At 71.6% G+C, this 24107-nt stretch carries 20 protein-coding genes; 1 reads left to right on the forward strand and 19 read right to left on the reverse strand.

What is annotated here, in order from left to right:
- Positions 1-38: 38 nt before the first annotated feature.
- The 11 genes from L0984_RS27755 to coxB form a co-directional block, all read right to left on the reverse strand.
- Positions 39-1943 (reverse strand): bifunctional sugar phosphate isomerase/epimerase/4-hydroxyphenylpyruvate dioxygenase family protein, encoded by a 1905-nt coding sequence (locus L0984_RS27755; protein ID WP_234197637.1) that lies wholly within the window; start codon positions 1941-1943, stop codon positions 39-41.
- Between the two features lie 154 nt (positions 1944-2097).
- A complete protein-coding gene (locus L0984_RS27760; RefSeq protein WP_234197638.1) occupies positions 2098-2343 on the reverse strand; it encodes a formate dehydrogenase subunit delta in 246 nt (81 codons plus the stop codon).
- A complete protein-coding gene (gene fdhF / locus L0984_RS27765; RefSeq protein WP_234197639.1) occupies positions 2333-5224 on the reverse strand; it encodes a formate dehydrogenase subunit alpha in 2892 nt (963 codons plus the stop codon). Before fdhF ends, L0984_RS27760 begins: the two co-directional genes overlap by 11 nt.
- A 51-nt stretch (positions 5225-5275) precedes the next feature.
- On the reverse strand, positions 5276-6859 hold the full coding sequence (locus L0984_RS27770) for a formate dehydrogenase beta subunit (RefSeq protein WP_234197640.1): 1584 nt from the start codon (positions 6857-6859) through the stop codon (positions 5276-5278).
- Positions 6856-7455, reverse strand: coding sequence for a formate dehydrogenase subunit gamma (locus L0984_RS27775; RefSeq protein WP_370646215.1), 600 nt, complete (start codon positions 7453-7455; stop codon positions 6856-6858). The genes L0984_RS27770 and L0984_RS27775 overlap by 4 nt, the downstream gene beginning before the upstream one ends.
- 1386 nt (positions 7456-8841) lie before the next feature.
- Positions 8842-9792 (reverse strand): LysR family transcriptional regulator, encoded by a 951-nt coding sequence (locus L0984_RS27780; protein WP_234197641.1) that lies wholly within the window; start codon positions 9790-9792, stop codon positions 8842-8844.
- A gap of 127 nt (positions 9793-9919) precedes the next feature.
- Positions 9920-11011 carry an iron-sulfur cluster carrier protein ApbC gene (gene apbC / locus L0984_RS27785; protein ID WP_234197642.1) on the reverse strand — a complete coding sequence of 364 codons (1092 nt, stop codon included), beginning with the start codon at positions 11009-11011 and terminating at the stop codon, positions 9920-9922.
- 75 nt (positions 11012-11086) lie between these two features.
- On the reverse strand, positions 11087-11899 hold the full coding sequence (locus L0984_RS27790) for a cytochrome c oxidase assembly protein (RefSeq protein WP_234197643.1): 813 nt from the start codon (positions 11897-11899) through the stop codon (positions 11087-11089).
- A 21-nt stretch (positions 11900-11920) separates the two neighbouring features.
- On the reverse strand, positions 11921-12331 hold the full coding sequence (locus L0984_RS27795) for a hypothetical protein (RefSeq protein WP_234197644.1): 411 nt from the start codon (positions 12329-12331) through the stop codon (positions 11921-11923).
- A 212-nt stretch (positions 12332-12543) separates the two neighbouring features.
- Positions 12544-15096: a cytochrome c oxidase subunit I gene (gene ctaD / locus L0984_RS27800; protein ID WP_234197645.1), complete on the reverse strand. Its 2553-nt coding sequence runs from the start codon at positions 15094-15096 to the stop codon at positions 12544-12546.
- On the reverse strand, positions 15093-15896 hold the full coding sequence (gene coxB, locus L0984_RS27805) for a cytochrome c oxidase subunit II (protein WP_234197646.1): 804 nt from the start codon (positions 15894-15896) through the stop codon (positions 15093-15095). Before coxB ends, ctaD begins: the two co-directional genes overlap by 4 nt.
- 9 nt (positions 15897-15905) lie before the next feature.
- On the opposite strand from coxB, the gene L0984_RS27810 reads away from it, so the two are divergent.
- Positions 15906-16388 (forward strand): DUF2231 domain-containing protein, encoded by a 483-nt coding sequence (locus tag L0984_RS27810; protein WP_234197647.1) that lies wholly within the window; start codon positions 15906-15908, stop codon positions 16386-16388.
- Positions 16389-16435: 47 nt separating this feature from the next.
- On the opposite strand, the gene L0984_RS27815 is transcribed toward L0984_RS27810, so the two are convergent.
- The 8 genes from L0984_RS27815 to L0984_RS27850 all read right to left on the reverse strand — a co-directional run bounded on the left by L0984_RS27815 (position 16436) and on the right by L0984_RS27850 (position 23995).
- The gene (locus L0984_RS27815) at positions 16436-16870 is read right to left on the reverse strand and encodes a CopD family protein (RefSeq protein WP_234197648.1); all 435 of its coding nucleotides are present in this window, start codon (positions 16868-16870) and stop codon (positions 16436-16438) included.
- Positions 16871-16985: 115 nt separating this feature from the next.
- On the reverse strand, positions 16986-17237 hold the full coding sequence (locus L0984_RS27820) for a hypothetical protein (RefSeq protein WP_234197649.1): 252 nt from the start codon (positions 17235-17237) through the stop codon (positions 16986-16988).
- A 166-nt stretch (positions 17238-17403) separates the two neighbouring features.
- On the reverse strand, positions 17404-19440 hold the full coding sequence (locus L0984_RS27825; RefSeq protein ID WP_234197650.1) for an acetoacetate--CoA ligase: 2037 nt from the start codon (positions 19438-19440) through the stop codon (positions 17404-17406).
- Positions 19441-19487: 47 nt separating this feature from the next.
- Positions 19488-20495, reverse strand: coding sequence for a Bug family tripartite tricarboxylate transporter substrate binding protein (locus L0984_RS27830; protein ID WP_234197652.1), 1008 nt, complete (start codon positions 20493-20495; stop codon positions 19488-19490).
- A 136-nt stretch (positions 20496-20631) separates the two neighbouring features.
- On the reverse strand, positions 20632-21558 hold the full coding sequence (locus tag L0984_RS27835) for an AraC family transcriptional regulator (RefSeq protein ID WP_234197653.1): 927 nt from the start codon (positions 21556-21558) through the stop codon (positions 20632-20634).
- Between the two features lie 67 nt (positions 21559-21625).
- Entirely contained in the window at positions 21626-22024 is a 399-nt protein-coding gene (locus tag L0984_RS27840; RefSeq protein ID WP_234197655.1) for a nuclear transport factor 2 family protein, read from the reverse strand.
- Between the two features lie 313 nt (positions 22025-22337).
- On the reverse strand, positions 22338-23021 hold the full coding sequence (locus tag L0984_RS27845) for a YceH family protein (RefSeq protein WP_234197657.1): 684 nt from the start codon (positions 23019-23021) through the stop codon (positions 22338-22340).
- Positions 23018-23995 carry an isocitrate/isopropylmalate dehydrogenase family protein gene (locus L0984_RS27850; RefSeq protein ID WP_370646219.1) on the reverse strand — a complete coding sequence of 326 codons (978 nt, stop codon included), beginning with the start codon at positions 23993-23995 and terminating at the stop codon, positions 23018-23020. The genes L0984_RS27845 and L0984_RS27850 overlap by 4 nt, the downstream gene beginning before the upstream one ends.
- Positions 23996-24107 lie beyond the last annotated feature (112 nt).

Here is a 24107-nt window from a genome sequence, read left to right on the forward strand (position 1 = left end):
GGAACGGGAACGGGTTGAGCGTAAGGACGGTGGCTGACTCAGGCCTGGGCCTGGGCCGCCATGCGGGCCGGACTGTTGGCGGCGCCATAGCCGTCGTAGGCGCCGATGCGCTGCACGACTTCGAAGAACAGGCCTTCGTCCGCGGCGCGGGTGTAGATGTGCAGGAAGTCGCCCTGCGCCGAGCGGTCGAAGAGCACGCCGGCCTCGCGCATGCGCGCCAGCAGTGCCGGGTCGAGATCGAAGCGCGTGGGCAGGTCGTCGTAGTAGTTGGGCGAGATCGGCAGGAAGGCGATGCCGCGCGCGCGCAGCCGGGCCACCGTGTCGAAGATGTCCTCGCAGGCGAAGGCGATGTGGTGCACGCCACCGTCGCCGCGCCGGCCCACGGTGCGGGCCGTGAGCGTGCGGCGGCTGAGCGAGGCATTGAGCACCAGCCGCACGTTGCGGCCGGCGTCGGCGGCGGCGCGGCTGCGCACCAGGCCGAAGGGATCGGCCAGCTCCTGGCTCTCGGCCAGCGACAGGCCCAGCACGGCACGGGTGAACAGCGTCCAGGTGTCGTACTGGTCCAGGTTCAGGCCCAGAGCCACATGGTCCACGCGCTGCAGGCCGGCATCGGGCGCCTGCCCCTCGTCCAGCACGAAGTCGGCCGCGAACAGCCCGTCGGTGCCGAGCGCCGCGTCGACGAAGTGCACCAGGTTGCCGCCGGGCGAAACGATGGCCGGCACCGCCACCTCGCCCGGGCCGAGCGGGCTGCGGTGCCGCTGGGAGCACAGGGCGATGGCGCGGTCCTGCGCGGCCTGCGGCTGCGCGGTGCGCAGGCCGAGGGCGCAGACCGAGGGGCCGTGCAGCTCGAAGCGGCTGCGCGCAAAGGAGGCCGGCTCGGCATTGACGATCATGGCGATGTCGCCCTGCCGGTACAGCGTGGCCGCCTTGGAGCGGTGGCGCCCCGCGCGGCGGAAGCCCAGCTGGCGCAACTGCACATCGAGCTGCGGCGCGGTGGCCTCGTCGGCCGCGAATTCGATGAAGGCGACACCGGCGAAGGCGGGCGCGGCCGGCGGCTCGGCCAGGCCGCGCAGCGTCAGGACCGAGCCGGCGCGGGCGTCGGGCGCGGGCGCCGCGGCGCGGGCCGCCAGGCGCTCGCGCACCTGGCTTTCCAGGTACAGCAGCGAGCGCATCGCGTCCACCGCCGTGCGGCGGTTGGGCGTCTCGCGGAACACGTCGTTGAAGATCTCCAGCGACAGCGGACCGCTGTAGCCGGCCAGCAGCACCTGCTCGTAGAAGCCCACGACGTCGAAGTCGCCCTGGCCCGGAAAGGAGCGGTGATGGCGCGCCCACTGCAGCACGTCCAGGCTCATCAGCGGCGCGTCGGCCATCTGCAGGAAGAAGATCCTGTCGCCCGGGATGTCGGCGATGCCGGCCGGGTCGTCGCGCAGCGAGAGCGTGTGGAAGCTGTCCAGGATCAGGCCCAGCGCCGGATGGTCGGCCCGGCGCACGATGTCCCAGGCCTGGCCGTAGAGCGAGGTGTGGCGGCCCCAGGCCAGGGCCTCGAAGCCCACGCGCAGGCCACGCCGGGCGGCGCGCTCGGCCAGCGCATGCAGCTGCTCGGCGGCCAGCGCCGGCGCGTCCACGCACAGCGGCGAGGTGTTGGAGCAGCACAGCATCAGCGGCACGCCCATGGCCTGCATCAGGTCGAACTTGCGCTCGGCCCGCTCCAGGCTGCGGGCGAAGGCCTCGGGCGGCATCGTCTCGAAGTCGCGGAAGGGCTGGAACAGGTCGATCGTCAGGCCCAGGTCGGCGGCCATGCGGCCCAGGTCGGCGGCCGAGCCGGGGAAGTGCGTGAAGTCGGGCTCGAAGAGCTCCACGCCGTCGAATCCGGCCGCCGCCACCGCCTCCAGCTTCTGGCGCAGCGTGCCGCTGAGGGAAACGGTGGCGATGGAACGGCGCATGGGCGGCGGAGGAAGGAGGAATGGGGTCGCGGGCCGGCCCAGAAGAACCGGAACGGCCGCGACTTTAAAAACCGCGACCGCCTCCTACAACGCCGCCGCCGCCGCGGCGTTCGTTCAGCGCACTTCAGCGTTCGATGATCGAACGCGTCAGGGGTTAACCCTGAAGTTTGGCGGCCGGCGCGAGCTGCGCGCGATGCGCCGTCACGGCCTCGCGCACCAGGGGATGCAAGGCGGGCGCGCCGGCATCCAGCGCCGCCAGGAAATCGGCCCGCATGCGCGGCGCCCAGAACTTCTTCAGGTGCTCGGCGATGCCCGCCAGCGCCTCCTCGTGGTCGGGCTGGGCAGCAAAGAAGTCGCCGATGCGGTTGGCCATGCGCACCAGGTTGTCGTCAGCGTCCATCGGTGGCGGCCTCCAGGTGGGCGATCTGCTCGGCGTTGAAGCGGGCGTAGTCGCACTGCCAGGCCGAGCGCTGCTGCGGCTGCGCGACAGGCGCGACCTGCACGGCCGTCACCTTGTATTCCGGGCAGTTGGTTGCCCAGTCCGAGCTGTCGGTGGTGATCACGTTGGCGCCCGACTCGGGGAAGTGGAAGGTGGTGTAGACCACGCCGGGCTGGATGCGCTCGGTGACCGTGGCGCGCAGCACGGTCTCGCCGGCGCGGCTGGTGATGCCGACCCAGTCGCCGTCGTGGATGCCGCGCTCCTCGGCGTCGTGCGGATGGATCTCCAGCCGGTCTTCGCTGTGCCACTGGTTGTTGGGCGTGCGCCGAGTCTGCGCGCCCACGTTGTACTGCGACAGGATGCGGCCGGTGGTCAGCAGCAGCGGGAAGCGCGGCGTGACCTTCTCGTCCGTGGCCACGTACTGCGTGACGATGAAGCGGCCCTTGCCGCGCACGAAGCGGTCGATGTGCATGATCGGCGTGCCGATCTCGGGCGTGCTGTCGTTGCAGGGCCATTGCAGGCTGCCGTGCTGGTCCAGCTTGTCGTAGCTGACGCCCGCGAAGGAGGGCGTGAGCGCCGCGATCTCGGCCATGATCTCGCGCGGATGCGTGTAGTGCATCGGGTAGCCCAGCGCATTGGCCAGCAGCTGCGTTACCTCCCAGTCGGCGTACTGGGCCAGCGGCGGCATGACCTTGCGCACGCGCGAGATGCGGCGCTCGGCGTTGGTGAAGGTGCCGTCCTTCTCCAGGAAGGAGGAGCCGGGCAGGAACACATGCGCGTACTTGGCCGTCTCGTTCAAAAAGATGTCCTGCACCACGATGCATTCCATGGCCGAGAGCGCCGCGGCCACGTGCTGCGTGTTGGGGTCGGACTGCACAATGTCCTCGCCCTCGCAGTACAGGCCCATGAAGCTCCCGTCCAGCGCGGCGTCGAACATGTTGGGAATGCGCAGGCCCGGCTCGGGGCTGAGTTCCACGCCCCAGGCGGCCTCGAACTGGCTGCGGGTGGTGGTGTCGCTGATGTGGCGGTAGCCCGGCAGCTCGTGCGGAAAGCTGCCCATGTCGCAACTGCCCTGCACGTTGTTCTGGCCGCGCAGCGGGTTCACGCCCACGCCTTCGCGGCCGACCATGCCGCAGGCCATGGCCAGGTTGGCGATGCCCATCACCATGGTCGAGCCCTGCGCATGCTCGGTCACGCCCAGGCCGTAGTAGATGGCGCTGTTGACGGGCTTGCCGGTCTTGACGCCCTCGGCATTGCCCGTGGCATAGAGGCGCGCGGCGCCACGCACCACGGCGGCGGGCACGCCGGTGACGGCTTCCATGGCCTCGGGTGAGTTGTCCGGGCGGGCGACGAAGTCCTTCCAGGCCTTGAAGGATTTTTCGTCGCAGCGCTCGGCGATGTAGTCGTCGGCCAGCAGGCCTTCGGTGACGACCACATGCGCCAGCGCGCTGATCAGGGCCACGTTGGTGCCGGGCTTGAGCGCCAGGTGGAAGTCGGCCTGCAGGTGCGGGCCTTTGACCATCTCGGTCTCGCGCGGGTCGACCACGATCAGGCGCGCGCCCTGGCGGATGCGCTTCTTCATGCGCGAGGCGAACACCGGATGCGCCGCCGCCGGGTTGGCGCCGATCACCAGAATGACGTCGCTCTTCTCGACCGACTTGAAGGTCTGCGTGCCGGCCGAGGTGCCGAAGGTCTGGCCCAGGCCGTAGCCGGTGGGCGAATGGCACACGCGCGCGCAGGTGTCGACGTTGTTGTTGCCGAAGGCCGCGCGGATGAGCTTCTGCACCAGGTAGGTCTCTTCGTTGGTGCAACGGCTGGAGGTGATGCCGCCGATGGAATCCTGCCCGTGCTTGGCCTGGATGCGGCGGAACTCCGAGGCCGCATGGGCGATGGCCTCTTCCCAGCTCACCTCGCGCCACGGGTCGGTGATCTTGGCGCGGATCATGGGCGTCGTGATGCGGTCCTGGTGCGTGGCATAACCCCAGGCGAAGCGGCCCTTGACGCAGCTGTGGCCCTCGTTGGCCTTGCCGTCCTTCCACGGCACCATGCGCACGACCTGCGTGCCTTTCATCTCGGCCTTGAAGGCGCAGCCGACGCCGCAGTAGGCGCAGGTGGTGATCACGCTGTGCTCGGGCTGGCCCAGCTCGATCACCGACTTCTCCTGCAGCGTGGCCGTGGGGCAGGCCTCGACGCAGGCGCCGCAGCTCACGCATTCGCTCTCCATGAAGGGCTGGTCCTGCCCCGGCGAGACGCGCGACTCGAAGCCGCGGCCGCTGATGGTGAGCGCGAAGGTGCCCTGCGTCTCCTCGCAGGCCCGCACGCAGCGGTTGCACACGATGCACTTGGACGGGTCGTAGCTGAAGTAGGGGTTGGATTCGTCCTTGGACGCCTTCAGGTGGTTGGCACCGTCGAAGCCGTAGCGCACGTTGCGCAGGCCGGTGACGCCCGCCATGTCCTGCAGCTCGCAGTTGCCGTTGGCCGAGCAGGTGAGGCAGTCCAGCGGATGGTCGGAGATGTAGAGCTCCATCACACCCTTGCGCAGCTTCTGCAACTTGGGGCTCTGGGTGCGAACCTTCATGCCCGCCTCGGCCGGCGTGGTGCACGAGGCCGGGAAGCCCTTGCGGCCCTCGATCTCGACCAGGCACAGCCGGCAGGAGCCGAAGGGCTCCAGGCTGTCGGTGGCGCACAGCTTGGGCACCTGCACGCCGGCATCGACGGCGGCGCGCATCAGCGAGGTGCCCTGCGGCACGGTGACGGACTGGCCGTCGATCTCCAGCGTGACTTCCTGCGCGGACTCGCGCAGCGGCGTGCCGTAGTCGGTGGTCTTGAGGTGGTCGAGCATCGGGGGCTCCTTGCGGGTCTCGTTCGTTGTTCTTCGTGCGGGTGCGGCGCGTCAGGCGACGGCGCCGGCCGGGGCCTGCGCGGCGGCGGCCGGCTGCAGGCCGAAGTCCTCGGGGTAATGGTCCAGCGCGGACAGCACCGGGTAGGGCGTCATGCCGCCCATGGCGCACAGCGAGCCGGCCAGCATGGTGTCGCACAGGTCGCGCAGCAACTCGACCTGTTCGTCCTTGGCGGTGCCTGCGCGCGCGGTGATGCGGTCGATGACCTCGACGCCGCGCGTCGAGCCGATGCGGCAGGGCGTGCACTTGCCGCAGGATTCGATTGCACAGAATTCCATGGCATAGCGCGCCAGCCTCGAAAGGTCGGCCGTGTCGTCGTGCACCACGATGCCGCCGTGGCCCACCACAGCGCCCATGGCGGCGTAGGCCTCGTAATCGAGCGGCACGTCCCACTTCGATTCGGGCACGTAGGCGCCCAGCGGGCCGCCCACCTGCACCGCCTTCACCGGCCGGCCCGAGGCGGTGCCGCCGGCCCAGTCCGTCAGCAGCTCGCGCAGCGTGACACCGAAGGCCAGCTCGACCAGTCCACCGCGGCGCACGTTGCCCGCGATCTGGATCGGCAGCGTGCCGTGCGAGCGACCCACGCCGTAGTCGCGGTAGAAGGCCGCGCCACGCGCCAGGATGATGGGCACCGAGGCGAAGGTGATGACGTTGTTGATCACCGTCGGCTGGCCGAACAGGCCCGACAGCGCCGGGATCGGCGGCTTGGCGCGCACGATGCCGCGCTTGCCTTCCAGGCTTTCGAGCATGGCCGTCTCTTCGCCGCAGACGTAGGCGCCGGCCGCCATGCGCACCTCGATGTCGAAGGCGCGGCCGCTGTCCAGCACGTCGGGCCCCAGGATGCCGGCGGTGCGGGCGATGTCCACCGCCTCGCGCAGCATGCGCACGGCGAAGGGGTATTCGGAGCGCACGTAGATGTAGCCGCGCGTGGCGCCGGTGCTGATGCCGGCGATGGTCATGCCCTCCACCAGCACGAAGGGGTCGCCCTCCATGATCATGCGGTCGGAGAAGGTGCCGGAATCGCCCTCGTCGGCATTGCAGACCACGTACTTGTGGCTGGCCGCCGCCGAGGCCACCGTCTTCCACTTGATGCCGGCCGGAAAGGCCGCGCCGCCGCGTCCGCGCAGGCCCGAATCGGTCACCTGCTGCACCACCTCGGTGGCCGGCATGGCGAGCGCGCGGCGCAGGCCGAGCAGGCCGCCATGCGCTTCGTAGTCGGCCAGCGACAGCGGATCCGTGAGGCCTACGCGCGCGAAGGTCAGGCGCTGCTGGCGCTGGAGCCACGGCAGTTCATCGACCACGCCCAGCGCCAGCGCATGCGCGCCGCCCTGGAGGCAGCCGGCGTCGAACAGCGCCGGCACGTCCTCGGGCGCGACCGGGCCGTAGCCCACGCGGCCCTGCGGCGTCTGCACCTCCACCAGGGTTTCGAGCCAGAGCATGCCGCGTGAGCCGTTGCGCACGAGACGCACCGACAGGCCGCGGGCCGTGGCCTCGCGTTCGATGGCCACGGCCACCTCATCGGCGCCGACGGCCAGGGCGGCGCTGTCGCGGGGTACGTAGACGGTGACGGCGTTCATGCGTCCACCTCCGCGGCCATGCAGGCGCCGATCACCCGGTCCAGCCGCTCGGGCGAGAGCCGCGCATGCGGCCGGCCGTCGAGCATGGCGGCCGGCGACTGGGCGCACAGGCCGAGGCAATAGACGGGCTGGAGCGTCAGCGAACCATCGGGCCGCGTGCCGCCCCCTTCGGGCAGGCCCAGGCCTTCGCAGGCATGCTGCCAGAGCGCGTCGGCGCCCATGGCCTGGCAAGCCTCGGCGCGGCAGACCTCCAGCACGTGGCGGCCGGCGGGTTCGCTGCGGAAGTGGTGGTAGTAGCTGACGACGCCATGCACCTCGGCGCGCGACAGGTTGAAGCCCAGGGCGATCTCGCCCACGACCTCGGCCGGCACGCAGCCCAGCGCGTCCTGCACGTCGTGCAGCGCAGGCAGCAGGCCGCCGCGCTGCAGGGCGTGCCGGGCGACGATCTCGCGGACCATGGCCAGGCGCGGATCGGCGGCTTCGGCGGGGGCGCGGCCCAGTTGGCGCAGTCGGTCGCGCAGTTCGTCGGGGGTGGCGAGCACGCGTTCGCTGCGGACGCGCGCGGAGCCGGCGGGTGGGGTCGGATTCTGGGCCATCGTGGGGCGGGCACCGGGCGCTCGGATGCCGCGCCGCATGCGCGTGGACGGCGGCCGGCCGGTGACGCTGGAGTTGTCTCGGCGGGAGTGTGCGCGCGGGGGGTGCTGGTCGCAAATTGCTTCGCGACATGGGGCGATTCAGGGATTGAATGGGCTGGGCCGGCAGCGTGAATGGCACTCGGGTTTGGCGTCTCTTCTGAGTCTCCTGTTCGGGTTCGGGGTTGGGGCGGTGCGCTTCTGGACCTCCTGTTCGGGTCCGGGTCCGGGTCCGGGGTCGGGTCGGGGGTCGGGTCGGGGTCGGGTCGGGGTCGGGTCGGGGTCGGGGTGCGCGAGAAGCAGGGGCACTAACCCGGCAGAGGACGCCGGCATGCGTGCTCCCGGTGCACGCTCGCGCTGACCGACTTGCCTCATTGCACGGGTGCTCGCTCTCCACCGACGCGCCTTGCGCACTGCACGGCGCCGCGAATGGCACCTCCGCACGCACACCGGCATCCTCCGCCTCGACGCTGTGCGCGAGCCCTCCCCTTTTCAGGTCGTGGGGGCTTGAGGCCATCAGGGCCGTGGGATCCTCGAGTCCTTGAGTCCTTGAGTCCAGGAGTCCCGGGGTCCTGGTCCTGGTCCTGGTCCTGGTCCTGGTCCTGGTCCTGGTCCTGGTCCTGGTCCTGGTCCTGGTCCTGGTCCTGGCCCTGGCCCTGGCCCTGATCCCGGGGTCTTGGCGTTTTGGGACGAGGCGGACCAGTCAACCCACAGACCGTTCGGGCTGAGCCTGTCGAAGCCTCGCCCCCATGGGCAGCAAGCAAGCGGCTCAAGCACCGCCGGGCATTTGCGCCGCGCGCCGCTCTGCCCTTCGACAAGCTCAGGGCGAACGGAGTGAGGACCCGGGCGGCCGAACCCGGCCGTTCGAGCGCAGCGTCGAGGCAGAGGGTGCCGGTGTGCGTGCGGAGGTGCCATTCGCGGCGCCGTGCAGTACCCCGAGCACGTCGGTGGAGAGCGAGCACCCGTGCCGTGCAACAAGCCGGTCAGCGCGAGCGTGCACCGGGAGCACGCATGCCGGCGCCCTCTGCCGGGTTAGCACCCCGGCGTCTCGCGCGTCCCGACAACGCCCACCAGCAACCAGCAACCAGCACCACCAAGCACCAAGCACCAAGCACCAAGCACCAAGCACCGAGCACCGAGCATCGAAGACCAACCGGCGACCGGCTACCGCAATCCAGCCAAGGCTCTTGAGCGCGAGATCGCAAAACCCGCCCCTCAGCGCCCGATGTTGAACAGCCAGAGAAAGAAGCGCCCCACCATCACCAGCAGTTCCCACAGCGCCCGCAGCGCATCCAGCAGCCCGGCGTCAGGCGGCACCACGGCAGGCCCCTTCGAGACGGCGCACAGACATCACGCCTCCAGCGCCCCGCCATGCGCCCGCAATTCGGACAACCACTCCTGCGACTGCAGCAGCCCCAGCGCCGCCTCCAGCGCCCGCGAAGGCCGCACCGCCGCCGGCGCCATGAAACCCAAGGGCGTGCGCACGGTCGGCCCCACCAGCGGCTGCGCCACCAACCCGGGCTGGCCGCGCACCGTGTCGACCATCGCGCCGGGCAGCACCGCACACACGTCGCCGGCCTGCACGGCCAGCACCAGCGTGAGCACGGAATTGGTCTCCACCGCCGGCGCCACGCCCGTCGCACCGGCCTCCGCGAAGGCGGCATCGACGATCGCGCGGTTGTGCATCTCGGGCGTGAGCAGGCACAGCGGCAGCGCCGCCGCCTCGGCCCAGCCGATGGGCTGGCCACGCGCCAGCATCGTGGCCGCTGGCGCTTCGGCCGGCCGGCGTAGCAGGAAGTAATGCTCCTCGATCTGCGGCCAGGTCTGCAGCGCCTTGGCCGCCGGGCCCTGCCGGCCGGTGTAGCCCAGGGCCAGGTCGATGGCCAGATGATCGAGCCCCGTCTCCAGCTCCAGCGAACTCATCGACAGCACCGTCGGCACGATGCCCGGGTGCCGCGCCCGCAGCCGCGCCGCGAAGCGACTGAGCAGCGGAATGGCCGTGGGCACAGCCGCCATGCGCAGGCGCCCGCGCGGCTGACCGGCCTCGCTGCGCAACTGCTGCTGCAGTCGCTCGTGTTCGTGCAGCATGCGGTGGGCGGTCGCCAGCACCTGTTCGCCCTCGGGCGTCAGGCCCGCATAGGCCCGGCCGCGGCGCACGATGGCCACGCCGAACTCGGCCTCCAGCGCCCGCATGGCATTCGACAGCGCCGGCTGCGTGATGTGGCAGGCGGCAGCCGCCCGGCCGAAATGCCGGTGCTCGGCCAGGGCGGCGAGGTAGCGCAGGGAGGCGAGGATGTTCATGCGTCGGCAGGGCGGCAGGGCAAGTCAGCCACTGCCGATGATCGCCGGGCTTCCTTGCAAATCGATCGGCCGCCGATCGATTTGCAAGGACGAGGGCGGCGCGCGGCCGGCCGCCCCGGCGAGCCCCTCAGGTGTTCTTGCTCACCGTGATGGTCGGGAACTTGGACGAGAAGTCCTTGGCCTTGCCCGCGATGCCCATCGCCACCTGGCGGGCCACGGCCTTGTACAGGTTGGCGATCTCGCCGTCGGGATCGGCCACCACGGTGGGCTTGCCGCCGTCGGCCTGCTCGCGGATGGTCATGGCCAGGGGCAGCGCACCCAGGTAGGCCATGTTGCGCTCGGCCGCCATCTTCTTGCCGCCCTCGTGGCCGAAGATGTGCTCCACATGGCCGCAGTTCGTGCACACGTGCACGGCCATGTTCTCCACGATGCCGAGGATGGGCACGCCCACCTTCTCGAACATGGTGATGCCCTTGCGGGCGTCGAGCAGGGCGATGTCCTGCGGCGTGGTGACGATCACCGCGCCGGTGATGGGCACGCGCTGGCTCAGGCTGAGCTGGATGTCGCCGGTGCCGGGCGGCATGTCGACCACGAGGTAGTCGATGTCCTTCCAGTTGGTCTGGCGCAGCAGCTGGTCCAGCGCCTGCGTGGCCATGGGGCCGCGCCAGATCATGGCCTGGTCGGGGTCGACCAGGAAGCCGATGGACATCAGTTGCACGCCGTGGCCTTCCAGCGGGTCCATGGTCTTGTCGTCGGGGCTGGTGGGCCGGCCGCTCACGCCCATCATCATGGGCTGGCTGGGGCCGTAGATGTCGGCGTCGAGCAGGCCCACGCGTGCGCCCTCGGCGGCCAGCGCCAGGGCCAGGTTGGCGGCGGTGGTGCTCTTGCCCACGCCGCCCTTGCCCGAGGCCACGGCCACGATGTTCTTCACGCCCGGCAGCAACTGCACGCCGCGCTGGACGGCATGGGCGGTGATCTCGGTCAGCACGTTGACCGACACGTTCTCGACGCCGGGCACGGTGCGGGCCGCGGCCACCAGCGCCTTGCGCAGCGCCGGATGCTGGCTGCGCGCCGGGTAGCCCAGCACCAGGTCGAAGGCAACGTCGCCACCGTCGATCTGCAGGTTGCGCACGGCCTTGGCCGCCACGAAGGACTGGCCGGTGTTCGGGTCCTGGACGCTCTTGAGCGCGTCGAGCAGGCCCTCGGGGGTCACGGTCATTGGATTTGGCTCCTCAATTGGGCGGCGAGTCTACGGGGCAGCGGCCGGCCGCTGCCGCGGAAGGGACAAGCCGCCTCAGCCGGGGCGGGCGGCCGGCTCGCCCGACACGCGGGCCGCCGGGGCCCCGCGACGCCGGCCACGGTGGCCCTGAGAAGCCCAGTGCACCGCCAGGCCCAGCGCCAGGGCCATGTAGCCCAGGCCCCCGGGCACCCACATCACCAGGCCGGCGATCTGCTGGTCGGTGAGCGGATCGAGGCCCCAGGCCCGCGCGCCGGGCGCCTGCAGTGCGTACAGCGGCTGGCCGGCGAAGGTGAGCAACGCGCCCAGCAATCCGGTGTGGGCCAGCGTGGCCAGCACGGCCAGCAGCGCGGCGCCGCGGCGGTCCGCCGGGGCATGGACGGCCCGGTGGAAGAAAACGAAGGAGGCCACCACCAGCGCCGCCGTGGCGGCCCAGTGCACCACGCCGCTGGTCAGCGTGGCCGCATAGACGGCCGGCAGGTGCCACAGCCAGAGAAGCCCGCCGTGCAGGGCCGCCGCCAGCGGCAGCGCCATGCGCGCGTCCCGGCGCGGCGGCGCCCAGCCGACGGCCAGCAGCGCGCAGCCTGCCACCAGCACCATCAACTGCACCATGTGCGCGCCCGCCAGGGTGGCCGCCAGCCGGCACAGGGGCGACAGCAGCGCCAGCGCCAGCAGGGCCAGCCCGGCCAGGCGCCATCGGCGGGCGCTGCCCGCCGGCAGGCCCGACTTCGCCGTCGGCCGAAGCGCATGGAAGGCCAGTGCCAGCAGCGGCAGCAGCATGGCCGGCGCCAGGCTCCAGGCCGTCCACCAGTCCTGCGGCAGCGCGGGCAGGGCGCCGAGGGTGCACAGGCGGATCAGGTCGACGGGCATGGTGGCATTCCTCGGAGTCGGTCAGAGACACGGCGGCAGCCGCAGCAGCGGCAGCGCCACGAACACGGTGGACGCGGCCGCCAGCGCATGCAGCAGTGCCGCCATGAAGGCGATGAAGCGTCGACGCTCCCGACGCTGATCGAAGGCGCTTTCGGGTACTTCGCCAGCAGGCGGCTCATCGGACTCGGCCTGCCCCACCGCGTCCGCCGGCCGTGCCGGTCGACGCGGGCCGGCCGGGTCCAGCCGACGCAGGGCCCGGGCATGGCGCAGGCAACGCCAGGCGGCCAGCAGCAGCAGGACCAGGGTGGCCAGCGTGCCGCCGATCAGCACGCCGTTGACCCCGTTGCCGGGCCCGGTTGCACCGGCCGCCCAGCCCGCCGCGCAGGCCACCGACACCCCGCCGTACACCCCCACGAACCACAGCGACCACAACGTGAAGCCCAGCGCCAGCTGCCAGGGACTGTCGGGCGACAGCCACCGCCACGTCCGCGCCGCCCCAGTAGGACGGTCCTCCTCCCCTCTCCCCCCGCGGGAGAGGGGCCGGGGGAGAGGGGGTGACGACGCTCGTGCAGCGCGACTGTCTGCAGGTGGCCGGGCCTTCCCCACATCCCCACCCCGCACCGGCGCATCGCTCCGCCCCCCCTTCATGCCCACCCCCGCGGCACCAGCGCAAAGGCCAGCCAGGCGACGGCACAGGCCCCCGCCGTGTAGTGGCAGAAGGCCGCCACCACCCCGGGCTCATAGGGCCGCCGCAGCCCCACATGGCCCGCCCGCACGCGCGCCGCCTGCATCAACGCCAGCACGCCGGCCAGCAGTGTGTGGAAACCCAGGTAGAGCAGCGTGACGGCGACGATGGCGTCATGCGCCTGCAGATGCGGACGCAGGTCGAGCGTGCCACCCAGCAACGCCAGGCCGCCTGACGCACCCAGCGCCAGCAGCCCCGCGGCAGCCAGGCGCCACGCAAGACCGCCACCCTCGCCCCGCCGCAGCCGCCCGACCCCATTGCCCATCAGCCCGCTCGCCGCCACCGCCAGCCCGCTGACGGCCAGCAGCGGCCACAGCCCCACCACCGGCTTCGCCGGCGCCTGCCAGCCGGGCGCCACCGTCCACAGGTAGAACCAGCCGAAGAGCAGCGAACTGAAGAAAGCGCCATCGGCCAGCAGCGTGAACTTCATGCCCCAGAGCCCCGGCCCGTCGAAGCCGTGCGTGTGCGGGCGCAGCACCACGCCGTGGACCTCGGTGACGGCCTCCTGTTCCTCGTGCGGCGCGCCATAGCCCGGGTGGTCGCCATTGACCCAAGACCAGCGCAGCAGCACCAGCGCCGCCGCCGCGCCGAGGAGCGCGGCCAACCCGTAGGCCTTGAGCAGCAGGCAGATGCACAAGAGCGCGATCAGCAGCGCCGCCTGGAAGGGCAGCCAGCTGTTGCCCGGCAGCACGATGAGCTCGGTGGGCCGGGCGGCCACGGGGCTGCTGCCCAGCGTCTCGCGCGCCGCCACGCCGCGGGCCAGCGCGTGGCGGCCGGCGGCGATCTCGGCGGGCAGGCCGGGCCGCGTCCACAGCGGATGCCGCGTGTGCACGGCCGGCTGGCTGGCGAAGTTGTAGGCCTCGGCGGGCATGGCGGTGGCCCATTCCAGCGTGTCGGCCTTCCAGGGGTTGACCTCGGCGCGGCGGCCCAGGCGCCAGTGCAGCGCCAGGTCCAGCAGCACCGTCACCACCCCGAAGGCCATGACGAAGCCGAACACCGAGGAGACGAGGTTGGGCCATTCCCAGCCCAGCCCCGGCTCGTAGGTGTACACGCGCCGCGGCATGCCCAGCAGGCCCGTCCAGTGCATCACCAGGAAGGTGCCGTTGAAGCCGATGACGGTGAGCCAGAAGCCCGCGCGCGACAGCCGCTTCGAGGGCATGCGTCCGCTCATGTGGGGCAGCCAGTAGTACAGGCCCGCCAGCAGCGGGAACAGCATGCCGCCCACCAGCACGTAGTGGAAATGCGCCACCACGAAATGCGTGTCGTGCACCTGCCAGTTGAAGGGCACCAGCGCCAGCATCACGCCCGTCAGCCCGCCGGCCACGAACACCACCAGGAAGGCCGCGATCCACAGCATGGGCACCTCCCAGCGCGGCCGGCCGGTCCACAGCGTGGCGAGCCACGCAAAGATCTGCACCGCCGTCGGAATGCCCACCAGCATGCTGGCCGCCGAGAAGAAGGCCTGCGCCAGCGCTGGAATGCCCAGCGTGAACATGTGGTGCACCCACAGGCCGAAGCTGAGGAAGCCGATGCCGATCAGCGAGGCCACCACCCAGCGATAGCCCACCAGCGGCCGGCCCGCGAAGACAGGCACCATGGTGGAGATGAGCCCCGTGGCCGGCAGGAAGATGATGTAGACCTCCGGATGGCCGAAGAGCCAGAAGAGGTGCGCCCACAGGAGCGGATCGCCCCCGCGCGTCGGGTCGAAGAAGGCCCAGCCGGCGGCGCGTTCCAGCTCCAGCAGCAGCGAGCCCAGGATCAGCGGCGGAAAGCCGATCACGATCATCAGCGAGGTGACCAGCATCGCCCAGGCAAACACCGGCATGCGCTGCAGCGCCATGCCGGCCGAGCGGGTGCGCAGCACCGACACCGCCAGCTCGATGGCGGCCGCCATGGTGGAGATCTCCACGAAGGTGATGCCGATGAGCCAGAAGTCCGAGTTGATGCCCGGCGAATAGGCATTGCTGGACAGCGGCGTGTACATGAACCAGCCCGCGTCGGGCGCCAGCTCGAAGGCCAGGCTGCTGGTGAAGATCACGCCGCCGAACAGGTAGCACCAGTAGCCGAAGGACGACAGCCGCGGAAAGACCAGGTCGCGCGCGCCGATCATCTTGGGCAGCAGGTAGGCCGCGATGCCCTGCAGCATGGGCACGGCGAAGAGGAACATCATCAGCGTGCCGTGCATGGTGAAGGCCTGGGCGTAGGCCTCGGCGCCCATGAAGTCGTGCTGCGGCAGCGCCAGCTGCGCGCGGATGAGCATGGCCAGCACCCCCGCGATCAGGAAGAAGGCGCCGCCGGTGAGCATGAAGCGCTGCGCGATGGTGCTGTGGTTGACCGCCGCCAGCACGCGCCAGCCGGTCGGGTTGCGCCAGGTCTCGTGCAGGGCGCGGTGCAGGGCGTCGTCGGCCTGCTGGTTGGTGGCCTCGCTGGTGGGTTGTTCGCGCTCCGTCATGGGCGGGCCTCCGGCGCAAAGGCTGTCGCCACGGCAGGCGTACGGTCAGCGGCCAGGGCCGGTGCGGTCTTCAGCCAGACGTCGAAGTCGTCGGCCGGCATCGCCTGCACCACCATCGTCATGTGCGCATGGCCGTGGCCGCAGAACTCGGCGCAGACGCCGCGGTAGGTGCCGGGCGCATCCGCCTGCAGCCGCACGACCAGCGTGCGGCCCGGCACGGCGTCGAGCTTGCCGCCCAGCCGCGGCACCCAGAAGCCGTGGATCACGTCGGCGCTGCGGGTGTGCACGTCCACCGCGCGGCCGGCGGGCAGGCGCAGCTCGTTGCGCAGGCGCTGGCCGGTGTCGGGATAGTGCACCTCCCACCACCACTGGTGGCCGGTCACCTCCACGCGCAGCGGCGCGGCAGCGGCGCCGGGCCAGGGCAGTTGGTGGAAGCCGGCGGGCGAGCCGAAGAGCAGCAGGGCCGTGATGGCCACGCCCGGCAGCAGCAGGCCGCCGCCGACGAGGCAGCGGCGGGCGATGCGGCGCTGGCGGGCGCCGTCCTCGGCCCGCCGTGCCTCGCGGCCGGAGCGATGTTCGCCCTCTTCGACGCCCGGCCATTCGCCCTTGCCACCGCTGCGGTCACGGCCGGCGCGCATGGCCAGCGCACCGAGCACCATCATCAGCAACCAGATTGCAGCCGCCATGCCGAACATCCACCACCACACCTGCGCGATGGCGCCGGCCGAAGGCCCGGCCGGGTCCAACACCGACAGCGGTCCCCGGCATCCGCCGAGCAGCGGCAGCAGCCCGATGCCCACAATGGCGGCATGAGCGCCGCACCTCCGAGCCCGACCCTGCCCGAACCCATCCGAAGCCGCGCGGCCATCGCCGGCCATCCGCTGCATCCCATGCTGATCCACTTTCCCGTGGCGGCATTGATCGGCCTGGTGGGCACCGACGGTGCCTGGTGGTGGACGCAGGACCCGTTCTGGGCCCGGGCCGGCCTGTGGCTGGCGGGCGTGGGCGCGGCCGGCGGCTGGATCGCCAGCGTGGCCGGTCTGATCGACCTGCTGACGGTCAGGCGCATCCGCCGGCTCGTCACGGCCTGGGGCCATGCCATCGTGGCCGTGATGATGCTGTCGCTGGCCACGCTGAACTGGGCGCTGCGCTGGCGCGCGGACGACCCGGCCCAGTGGCTGTGGCCCTGGGGCGCGGGCATCACGCTGTTCACGGCCGGCTTCATCGCCCTGGCCGCCTACCTGGGCGGACGGCTGGTGTACGAGAAGGGTGTGGCGGTCGACATGAGCTGAAGCGGGCGCGGACAGCCAGCGCCGCGCGGTGGCGGTGAATCCGCCGCTCATGGCAGCGCTCCGTCGAGGCCGGGCTTGCGCAGCACCAGCCACGCAATCGCCAGCAGCAGCGGCAGCAGCAATGCGCCGACGAGGAGTGCGGCGCGCCTGGCAGACTGGCCGCGCTCCACCCACAGGATCAGCAGGCCGAAGCTCGCATGGCCCAGCGCCAGCAGGCCCACCAGCACCAGCTTGGCCAGCAGCCACAGCCCCAGCGTGCCCTGCACCACGAAGATCAGCGTGCCCGACCCGATGGCGACCAGCGCAGCCGGCGTGGCCACCCAGATGAACAGGGCGCGCAGGATCTCGTCCTGCGGTTCGCCCAGCGCTGCCGGTCGCCGCCGGCCGTCGCCGGAAGCGGCCGCGGTCGCCAACGGCAGATAGAGCAGCGAGCCGCACCACAGGATGACGGCGCCGATGTGCAGGACCTTCAGCCAGGGCATGCGGCCCCCGCGTCAGAAGGCAGGCGCGACGCGCGTGGCGTGCAGCGCAGGCAGCAGCGGTGACGCAGGCACGGCATGCCCAGCGGAGCCGGCGGGGAGATTCGACACCGCGCGATCAACGCACGTCCACCGGGGCATCACGCCCCTTGGCGGCAGGATGAGGTGCGCCGGTGGCGTCGCCCTTCTCGCTCACCTTCTCGCCATCGTGGCTGCCAGGCTCGTGCTGCGGCGGCAGATCCGCATCCTGGGACTGCGCGGGCAGGCGGCGACGGTTGCCCGGCTTCAGGCGGCCTTCTTCCTCCCGCTTGCGCGCCTGTTCCCGGCTGCCGGTGGTGGCCGCGCGCGTGCGCGGCGTGTTCGTGGACATCGCCAGACCCCTTGCTCGAAACGGGCCGGCACCGCAGATGGCGCCGGCGGGTTCGGGTCAGGTCGCGTCCTGTCTGTCGTTGTGTGTTGCGGCGACGGCACCCCGGGCTCTCCCCCTGCGTGCCATCGTAGGAAGCCGGGCGCGCGCCCGCTGTCGGACAACAGAGCTATGAGGGCGAGCGCGCCAGATAGTCCTGCGCAAACGCCACGAACCAGTCGATGGCCGCGGGCTGCGCGAGCGCATCGCGCTTGACCACCTTGTCCAGCGGCTGGCCCAGCAACAGCTTCTTGACGGGCAGTTCCAGCTTCTTGCCCGTGATGGTGCGCGGCACCAGCGCCACCGGAACGATCTCGTCGGGCACATGGCGGGCCGAGAGCCCCGTGCGCAGCGCCTGCCGGATGCGCTGGCGCAGCGGCTCGTCCAGCTCGATGCCGGGCCGCAGCTGCACGAACAGGGCCATCCACGACGGGCGCCCCAGGTATTCGAGGTCCACCACCAGGCTGTCGGCCACCTCCTCCAGCTGCTCCACCACGCGGTAGAACTCGGCCGTGCCCATGCGCACGCCCTGGCGGTTGATGGTGGCGTCGGAGCGTCCGTAGATCACGCCGCCCACCGCCCCCGGCCGGGGCACCAGCCGCAGCCAGTCGCCATGCCGCCAGACGGGCCGTCCAGCCGCGTCCTGGAAGGTGTCGAAATAGCTCTCGCGGTAGCGGCTGCCGTCCTCGTCGCCCCAGAAGAACAGCGGCATCGAGGGCAGCGGGTTGACGCAGACCAGCTCGCCGACTTCGTCCATCACCGGGCGGCCCTCGTCGCTCCAGGCCTCGACGCGGGCGCCCAGCGTGCGGCACTGCATCTCGCCCAGGTACACCGGCAGCGTGGGCAGGCCCACCAGGAAGCCACCGGCCAGGTCGGTGCCACCGGACACCACGTTGAGCCACAGGTCGGGCCGGATCGACGCGTACATCCAGGCACAGGCCTCGGGCGACAGCGGCGAGCCGGTGGAGCCGAGCGTGTGCAGCGCGTCCAGATCGGCGATGTCGCGCGGCACGATGCCTGCCTTCATGCAGGCCTGGTGGATGGCCGCCCCGGCGCCGAAGAAGGTGGCGCGCGTGCGGCCGGCGAGCTTCCACAGGTGGCCCCAGTCGTGCTCGGGCCCGTCGCCCGTCACGCTGCCGTCGTACAGCACCACGGTGGCACCGCCGAGCAGGCTCATGATGTGGGCGTTCCACACCATCCACGAGGTGTTGACGGCCCACAGCACCCGGTCGCCGGGATGCAGGTCGTTGTGCAGCACCATGTTGACCATGCCGTTGGCCAGCATGCCGCCATGGCCATGCACGATGGGCTTGGGCAGGCCGGTGGTGCCCGAGGAATAGAGGATCCACAGCGGGTGATCGGCCGCCATCGGCTCCGGCGCCACGGCCGATGGCGTGGCCAGCGCGTCCGCCCACGGCAGCCAGCGCCGGGCCTGCACCTGCGGCGGCGGCGCGGCATCGGCCCCGAGGTGCGGCACCCACAGCACCGCCTGCACGCTGGGCAGGCCGGCCAGGATTTCGTCCAGCGGCGCGCGCCGGTCGAAAGGCTTGCCGGCGAAGCGGTAGCCGTCCACGGCGATCAACACCTTCGGCGCGACCTGGCGGAAGCGGTCACCGACGCTCACCGGCCCCATGTCGGGCGCGCACAGCGTCCAGATGGCGCCCAGGCTGGCGGCGGCCAGGAAGGCCACGACGGTCTGCGGGATGTTGGGCAGGTAGCCCGCCACGCGGTCGCCGGGTTGCACGCCCAGCGCGCGCAGCATCGCGGCCACGGCGCCCACCTGGTGCCGCAGCTCGACCCAGCCGATCTCGCCGGTACCACCGGCCTCGCTCTCGTAGACGATGGCCGGCGTCTGCAGCCCCTCGTGGCGCAGCACCTGCTGCACGAAGTTCACCCGTGCGCCCGGAAACCAGCGTGCGCCGGGCATGGGCGCGTCCTCCAGCATGCGCGCGGGCGGCGGGTCGAAGGGCAGCGCGAAGAAGTCGAGCACCGCACGCCAGAACCCCTCGGTGTCCTGAACCGACCACTGCCACAGGGCCTCGTAGCCGTCGAAGTGCAGGCTGCGCTCGCGCTGCAGCCACTGCGCGAAGGCCGTGATCAGGGCGCGGTCGCGGCGGTGGGCATCGGGCGTCCAGAGGGGCGTGGGCGGGTGTTCGGAGGGGGTCATGGGCAGTCGCCGGGGAAAGGCCGGCGAATGGCTCGCCGGCGGGGGTTTCAGGAGTCGGCCGTGAAGCCGATGCGCGGCACCTGCACGCGCCAGAAGTCGGTGTCGGCCTTCAGTTTCGCCGCCAGCTCCTGCGGGCCGAGGAACTGCGCACTCATGCCGAATTCGGCCAGGCCCTGGGCATAGTCCGGCTGCGCTACGGCTGCGCGGGCTGCGCTGGCCAGACGTTCGATGACGGCCTGGGGCGTGCGTGCCGGCACGAAGAGCCCGAACCATTCGGTGTTGTCGAGCGCATAGCCCTGCTCGGCGTAGGTGGGCAGCTCCGGCGCAAACGGACTGCGCGCGCTGCCGCTGACGGCCAGCAGGCGCAGCCGGCCCGAGCGCAGCTGCGGCAGGTAGCTGCCCAGCACGGTCGAATAGCCCGCCACCTGGCCGCCCATCAGGTCCTGCAGGCCGGGCCCGTCGCCGCGGTAGGGCACATGCGTCAGCTCCACGCCGGCCATCTTGCCCAGCAGGCTGCCCAGCAGGTGCGGCGTGGAGCCCGCGGCGGGCGAGCCGAAGGCCGCCTGCGTCGGATGCGCCTTGGCCCAGGCGATGAAGTCGGGCAGCGTCCGGACGCTGGCCGGCACCGCCGGCCCGACAGCGAAGGCGAAGGGGAAGGTGCACACCATCGCGACCGGCACCAGGTCCTGCGGCGCGTAGGGCAGCTTGCGGTAGGTGAAGGGGTAGACGCTGAAGGGCGCGGGCGGGGACAGCAGCACCGTGCCGCCGTCGGGCGCGGCCTCCTTGACCGCCCCGACCGCGATCTGGGTGCCGGCGCCGGGCCGGTTGTCCACCAGCATCGTCGGCGCGTAGGCGCCGCGCAGCTTCTCGGCCAGGCGGCGGGCCACGTTGTCGGTGCTGCCGCCGGGCGGAAAGCCGACGACGATGCGCACCACCTCGGGCGTCTGCGCCGAGGCCAGGCGCGGCCACAGTGGCAGGGCGGCGGTGGCGCCCAGGGTGCCCAGGGTGCCCAGGGTGCCCAGCATGCGGGCGGTGAACTGGCGGCGGTCGGTCATGGCAAGGTCTCCTTCAGGCCCGGTCTGGTCGATGCCGGGCTGGGCCCGCACTGTGCCGCGGGTGAAGATGGGGGCCTGTCGGTTTGCTGCGCCGGCTGTCGGCGCCTTGCGCCACCGCGGGAAAGCCCTGAGACGCTCAGCCGCCGCGCCGCAGGGCCGTCGGCGACTGGCCCCAGTGCCGCCGGAAGGCCTGCGAGAAATGCGGCGCCGAGCGGTGGCCGGTGCGTGCGGCGATCTCGGCGATGTCGAGCGAGGTCTCGCGCACCAGCTGGGCGGCGTGCGCCATGCGCTGCGCGTTCAGCCAGGCGTGCGGCGTCATGCCGTACGAGGCCTTGAAGGCGCGCGCGAAGTGGAAGCTGCTCAGGCCCACCAGTCGCGCCATGCGCTCGACCGTCCAGTGGGCGTCGAGCGCCTCGCGCACGGCCTCCTCCAGCTGCTGCATCTGCCGTCGCAGCAGCCAGGCGCCACCGCGCAACGCCCGGTGCGGGCCGGCGTAATGACTGAGCAGATGCAGCGCCAGGGCCTGCGCCACATGCTCGCCAAAGCCGCTTTGCAAGGCCGCCTGGCTGTCCAGCGCTCCGAGCAGCATGCGGGCGAAGCCGTCGAGCACGGGGTCGTCGCGGCCGAAGCAGCTGTGCAGGCTGACCTCGGCCTGCGCGCTGCGGTGCAGCCAGCTGGGGGCGACGTCGATGTGCAGGTTGTCGCGCGGCCGGGCGCTGCGCCAGAAGCTGGGCAGGCCCGCCGGCACGACCACGGCCTGCCCGGGTCGCCAGCGGGTGCGGCCCACGCTCGCGCCATGGCGCTGCAGCAGGTCGGTGGGAATGGCGCGGCGCACGAGGATGGTGTGCTCGGCCGTGGGCGGCACGTAGAGGTCGCCCTCGGGCCCCACCTGGTGCCACAGCATCAGCCCGGGCCAGGGCAGCCCTTGGCTGGAGCGGCGCACTTCATGACCCGGCAGGGCCTGCCAGGGCTCGCGGGCGGGCGAGGCGCTTTCCAGCGCGCGCCACCGGCGCAGGTCGAAGCCGCCCGGGGTGTTCGCGGTCGGATCGGATTCGAGGTTCATGGCAGCGGTGCGGGCATGGCGGTGCGCGCGATGCTACTGCCGCGGCCCGGGCCGCGCCGGGTGGCTGTCAGCCGCCCTTGCGCGCCGCCAGCATCTCGCCCATGCGCTGGTGGATGAGGTTGACCGCCTTCAGCGGCCGGAGCATGACCTTGAACTGGGTGATGCGGCCCTCGGCGTTCCAGCTGATGATGTCCACGCCGTTGACCTCGATGCCGTCGAGGGTGACGGCGAACTCCAGCACCGCATGGTCGGCCGCGACGGTTTCGCGCACGTAGCGGAAGCTCTCGTTGAAGAAGACCTGGAAGGCCGCCGTGAGGTAGGCGCTGACGATGGGCCGGCCCACCTGCGGCGTGTGCACCACGGGCGAGTGGAAGACGGCGTCCTCGGCCAGCAGGGCCCAGAGGCCGGCGCTATCGTGGGTCTGCACCAGGCGGTGCCATTCGGCCAGGGCGGCGGGGTGCGTCATGGGGTGTCTCCGTGGGCGCGGGCGGCCCTGTTCTTGGGGAGACGGAAGGTAGCGCAGCCGGCCCCGCGAGGGCGGTCCGCTGGGTGACAGCGGGCGCACGGCACGACAGGCCCAGGGGATCGCGCGGCCGTCGCGCCATGCCAGTCAGATAACCAAAGTCCGTTCGGGCTGAGCTTGTCGAAGCCTGGCGCAAGCCCTTCGACAAGCTCAGGGCGAACGGGCGAACTGACTGGCATTGGGCCGTCGCGGCGCTTTCTCCCTCTCCCGCGAGGGGAGAGGGGCGCATCCGGACATGGCCGGACGGCGCGGGACTTCAGGCGACGTCGATGCCCAGGTCCGCGCAGACCTTGGCCAGCGTGGCCTTGAGCGTGGCGACCTCGGCTTCGAGCCGGTCCACCCGCAGGCGCAGGGCGGCCGTCTCACCGGCATCGCCCCCGGCCGCCGGCGCGGCAGCACCGGCCGCCGGCACCGCCATCAGCTCGGCCGCCACCGGCCCGGACAGCAGATGCGCCCAGCGGCTCTCGCGCGCCCCCGGCAGGCGCGGCAGCTTGACCACCAGCGCGCCGGCCGGGCGCTCGGCCATCTCATCCAGGAAGCCCTCCACCGACGAGATGTCGGCGAAGTTGTGCATGCGGTCGCTGGCGATGCGCAGCTCGCCTGCCGTCTGCGGGCCGCGCAGCATCAGCACCGCCAGCAGGATTACCGACTGCGAGGGCAGCCGCAGCACGCGGTCGGTGTTGTGGCCGTAGCGCATGGCGCGGCCGCCGCTGCTCTCGTCCACCAGGCTGCGGCGGCGCAGGCTTTCCAGCGCGTCCTGCACCTCGGCCTCGCCCAGTTCCATCACCGGATGGCGGCTGGTCTTCTGGTTGCAGCCGGCGAGCAGGCTGTTGAGCGTGAGCGGATAGCTGTCGGGCACGGTGCGCTGCTTCTCGATCAGCACGCCGAGCACCCGCGCCTCGGAGGGCGAGAGGATGGGCAGGTTCTGTTCCGTCGTCATGCACCCCCCTTGATGCGGGCCACCAGCGCCTTGGTGAAGGCGATGGTGTTGGCGCCGCCACCCAGGTCGCCCGTGCGCACGTTGTCGACGTTGAGCGTCTGGTCGATGGCGGTGCGCAGCCGGTCGGCCAGGTCGACGCGCTTCACGTGGTCCAGCATCTGCGCCGCGGCCAGCATCAGCGCGATAGGGTTGGCGATGCCCTTGCCGGCGATGTCCGGCGCCGAGCCGTGCACCGCCTCGAAGATGGCCGCGTCGGCGCCGATGTTGGCGCCGGGGGCCATGCCCAGGCCGCCCACCAGCCCGGCCACCAGGTCGGACAGGATGTCGCCGAACAGGTTGGTGGTGACGATCATGTCGAACTGCCAGGGGTTGAGCACCAGCTTCATGGCGCAGGCGTCCACGATCATGGTCTCGAACTGGAATTTGCCCTGGTACTCGGCGGCGTAGAGCTGCTCGGCCGTCTCCAGGAAGATGCCCGTCAGCGCCTTCATGATGTTGGCCTTGTGCACCACCGTCACCTTCTTGCGGCCCTGGGCCACGGCGGCCTCGAAGGCATAGCGCAGGATGTGCTTGCAACCCTGGCGGGTGTTGATGCCGGTGGCCATGGCCACGGCGTGCGGATCGTCCTCGATGCGGATGTAGTGCTCGTGGCCGATGTACAGGCCTTCGAGGTTCTCGCGCACCACCAGCAGGTCGATGTTGTCGAAGCGTCCGCCGGGGATGATGGTGCGGGCCGGCCGCACGTTGGCGAAGAGCTGGAAGGCCTCGCGCAGCCGCACGTTGGAGCTGCGGTAGCCGCCGCCCGAGGGCGTCTCCAGCGGGCCCTTGAGCGCCAGGCGCGTGCGGCGGATGCTCTCCAGCGTGGCCTCGGGCAGCGGGTCGCCCGAGGTCCTGACGCCGCCCAGGCCGGCGATCTGCGGATCCCACTCGAAGGGCGAACCCAGCGCGTCGAGCGCGGCCAGGGTGGCTTCCATGATCTCGGGGCCGATGCCGTCGCCGGAGATCAGGGTGGCGGGGATGCGGGGGGTGGTCACGGGGCTTCCTCCTTCGGGGTCTGCGGGCAAAGCTGCAAGCATACGGCTGCGA

Source organism: Pseudacidovorax sp. NFM-22, from assembly GCF_021401245.1.
GTDB lineage: Bacteria > Pseudomonadota > Gammaproteobacteria > Burkholderiales > Burkholderiaceae_C > Xenophilus.

Excerpts from the sequence above, each read along its gene's own strand:
- L0984_RS27755 (WP_234197637.1), bottom strand. The coding sequence starts at position 1,943 with ATGCGCCGTTCCATCGCCACCGTTTCCCTCAGCGGCACGCTGCGCCAG.
- L0984_RS27760 (WP_234197638.1), bottom strand. The coding sequence starts at position 2,343 with ATGGACGCTGACGACAACCTGGTGCGCATGGCCAACCGCATCGGCGAC.
- fdhF (WP_234197639.1), bottom strand. The coding sequence starts at position 5,224 with ATGCTCGACCACCTCAAGACCACCGACTACGGCACGCCGCTGCGCGAG.
- L0984_RS27770 (WP_234197640.1), bottom strand. The coding sequence starts at position 6,859 with ATGAACGCCGTCACCGTCTACGTACCCCGCGACAGCGCCGCCCTGGCC.
- L0984_RS27775 (WP_370646215.1), bottom strand. The coding sequence starts at position 7,455 with ATGGCCCAGAATCCGACCCCACCCGCCGGCTCCGCGCGCGTCCGCAGC.
- L0984_RS27780 (WP_234197641.1), bottom strand. The coding sequence starts at position 9,792 with ATGAACATCCTCGCCTCCCTGCGCTACCTCGCCGCCCTGGCCGAGCAC.
- apbC (WP_234197642.1), bottom strand. The coding sequence starts at position 11,011 with ATGACCGTGACCCCCGAGGGCCTGCTCGACGCGCTCAAGAGCGTCCAG.
- L0984_RS27790 (WP_234197643.1), bottom strand. The coding sequence starts at position 11,899 with ATGCCCGTCGACCTGATCCGCCTGTGCACCCTCGGCGCCCTGCCCGCG.
- ctaD (WP_234197645.1), bottom strand. The coding sequence starts at position 15,096 with ATGACGGAGCGCGAACAACCCACCAGCGAGGCCACCAACCAGCAGGCC.
- L0984_RS27810 (WP_234197647.1), top strand. The coding sequence starts at position 15,906 with ATGAGCGCCGCACCTCCGAGCCCGACCCTGCCCGAACCCATCCGAAGC.
- L0984_RS27815 (WP_234197648.1), bottom strand. The coding sequence starts at position 16,870 with ATGCCCTGGCTGAAGGTCCTGCACATCGGCGCCGTCATCCTGTGGTGC.
- L0984_RS27820 (WP_234197649.1), bottom strand. The coding sequence starts at position 17,237 with ATGTCCACGAACACGCCGCGCACGCGCGCGGCCACCACCGGCAGCCGG.
- L0984_RS27825 (WP_234197650.1), bottom strand. The coding sequence starts at position 19,440 with ATGACCCCCTCCGAACACCCGCCCACGCCCCTCTGGACGCCCGATGCC.
- L0984_RS27830 (WP_234197652.1), bottom strand. The coding sequence starts at position 20,495 with ATGACCGACCGCCGCCAGTTCACCGCCCGCATGCTGGGCACCCTGGGC.
- L0984_RS27835 (WP_234197653.1), bottom strand. The coding sequence starts at position 21,558 with ATGAACCTCGAATCCGATCCGACCGCGAACACCCCGGGCGGCTTCGAC.
- L0984_RS27840 (WP_234197655.1), bottom strand. The coding sequence starts at position 22,024 with ATGACGCACCCCGCCGCCCTGGCCGAATGGCACCGCCTGGTGCAGACC.
- L0984_RS27845 (WP_234197657.1), bottom strand. The coding sequence starts at position 23,021 with ATGACGACGGAACAGAACCTGCCCATCCTCTCGCCCTCCGAGGCGCGG.
- L0984_RS27850 (WP_370646219.1), bottom strand. The coding sequence starts at position 23,995 with ATGGAAGCCACCCTGGCCGCGCTCGACGCGCTGGGTTCGCCCTTCGAG.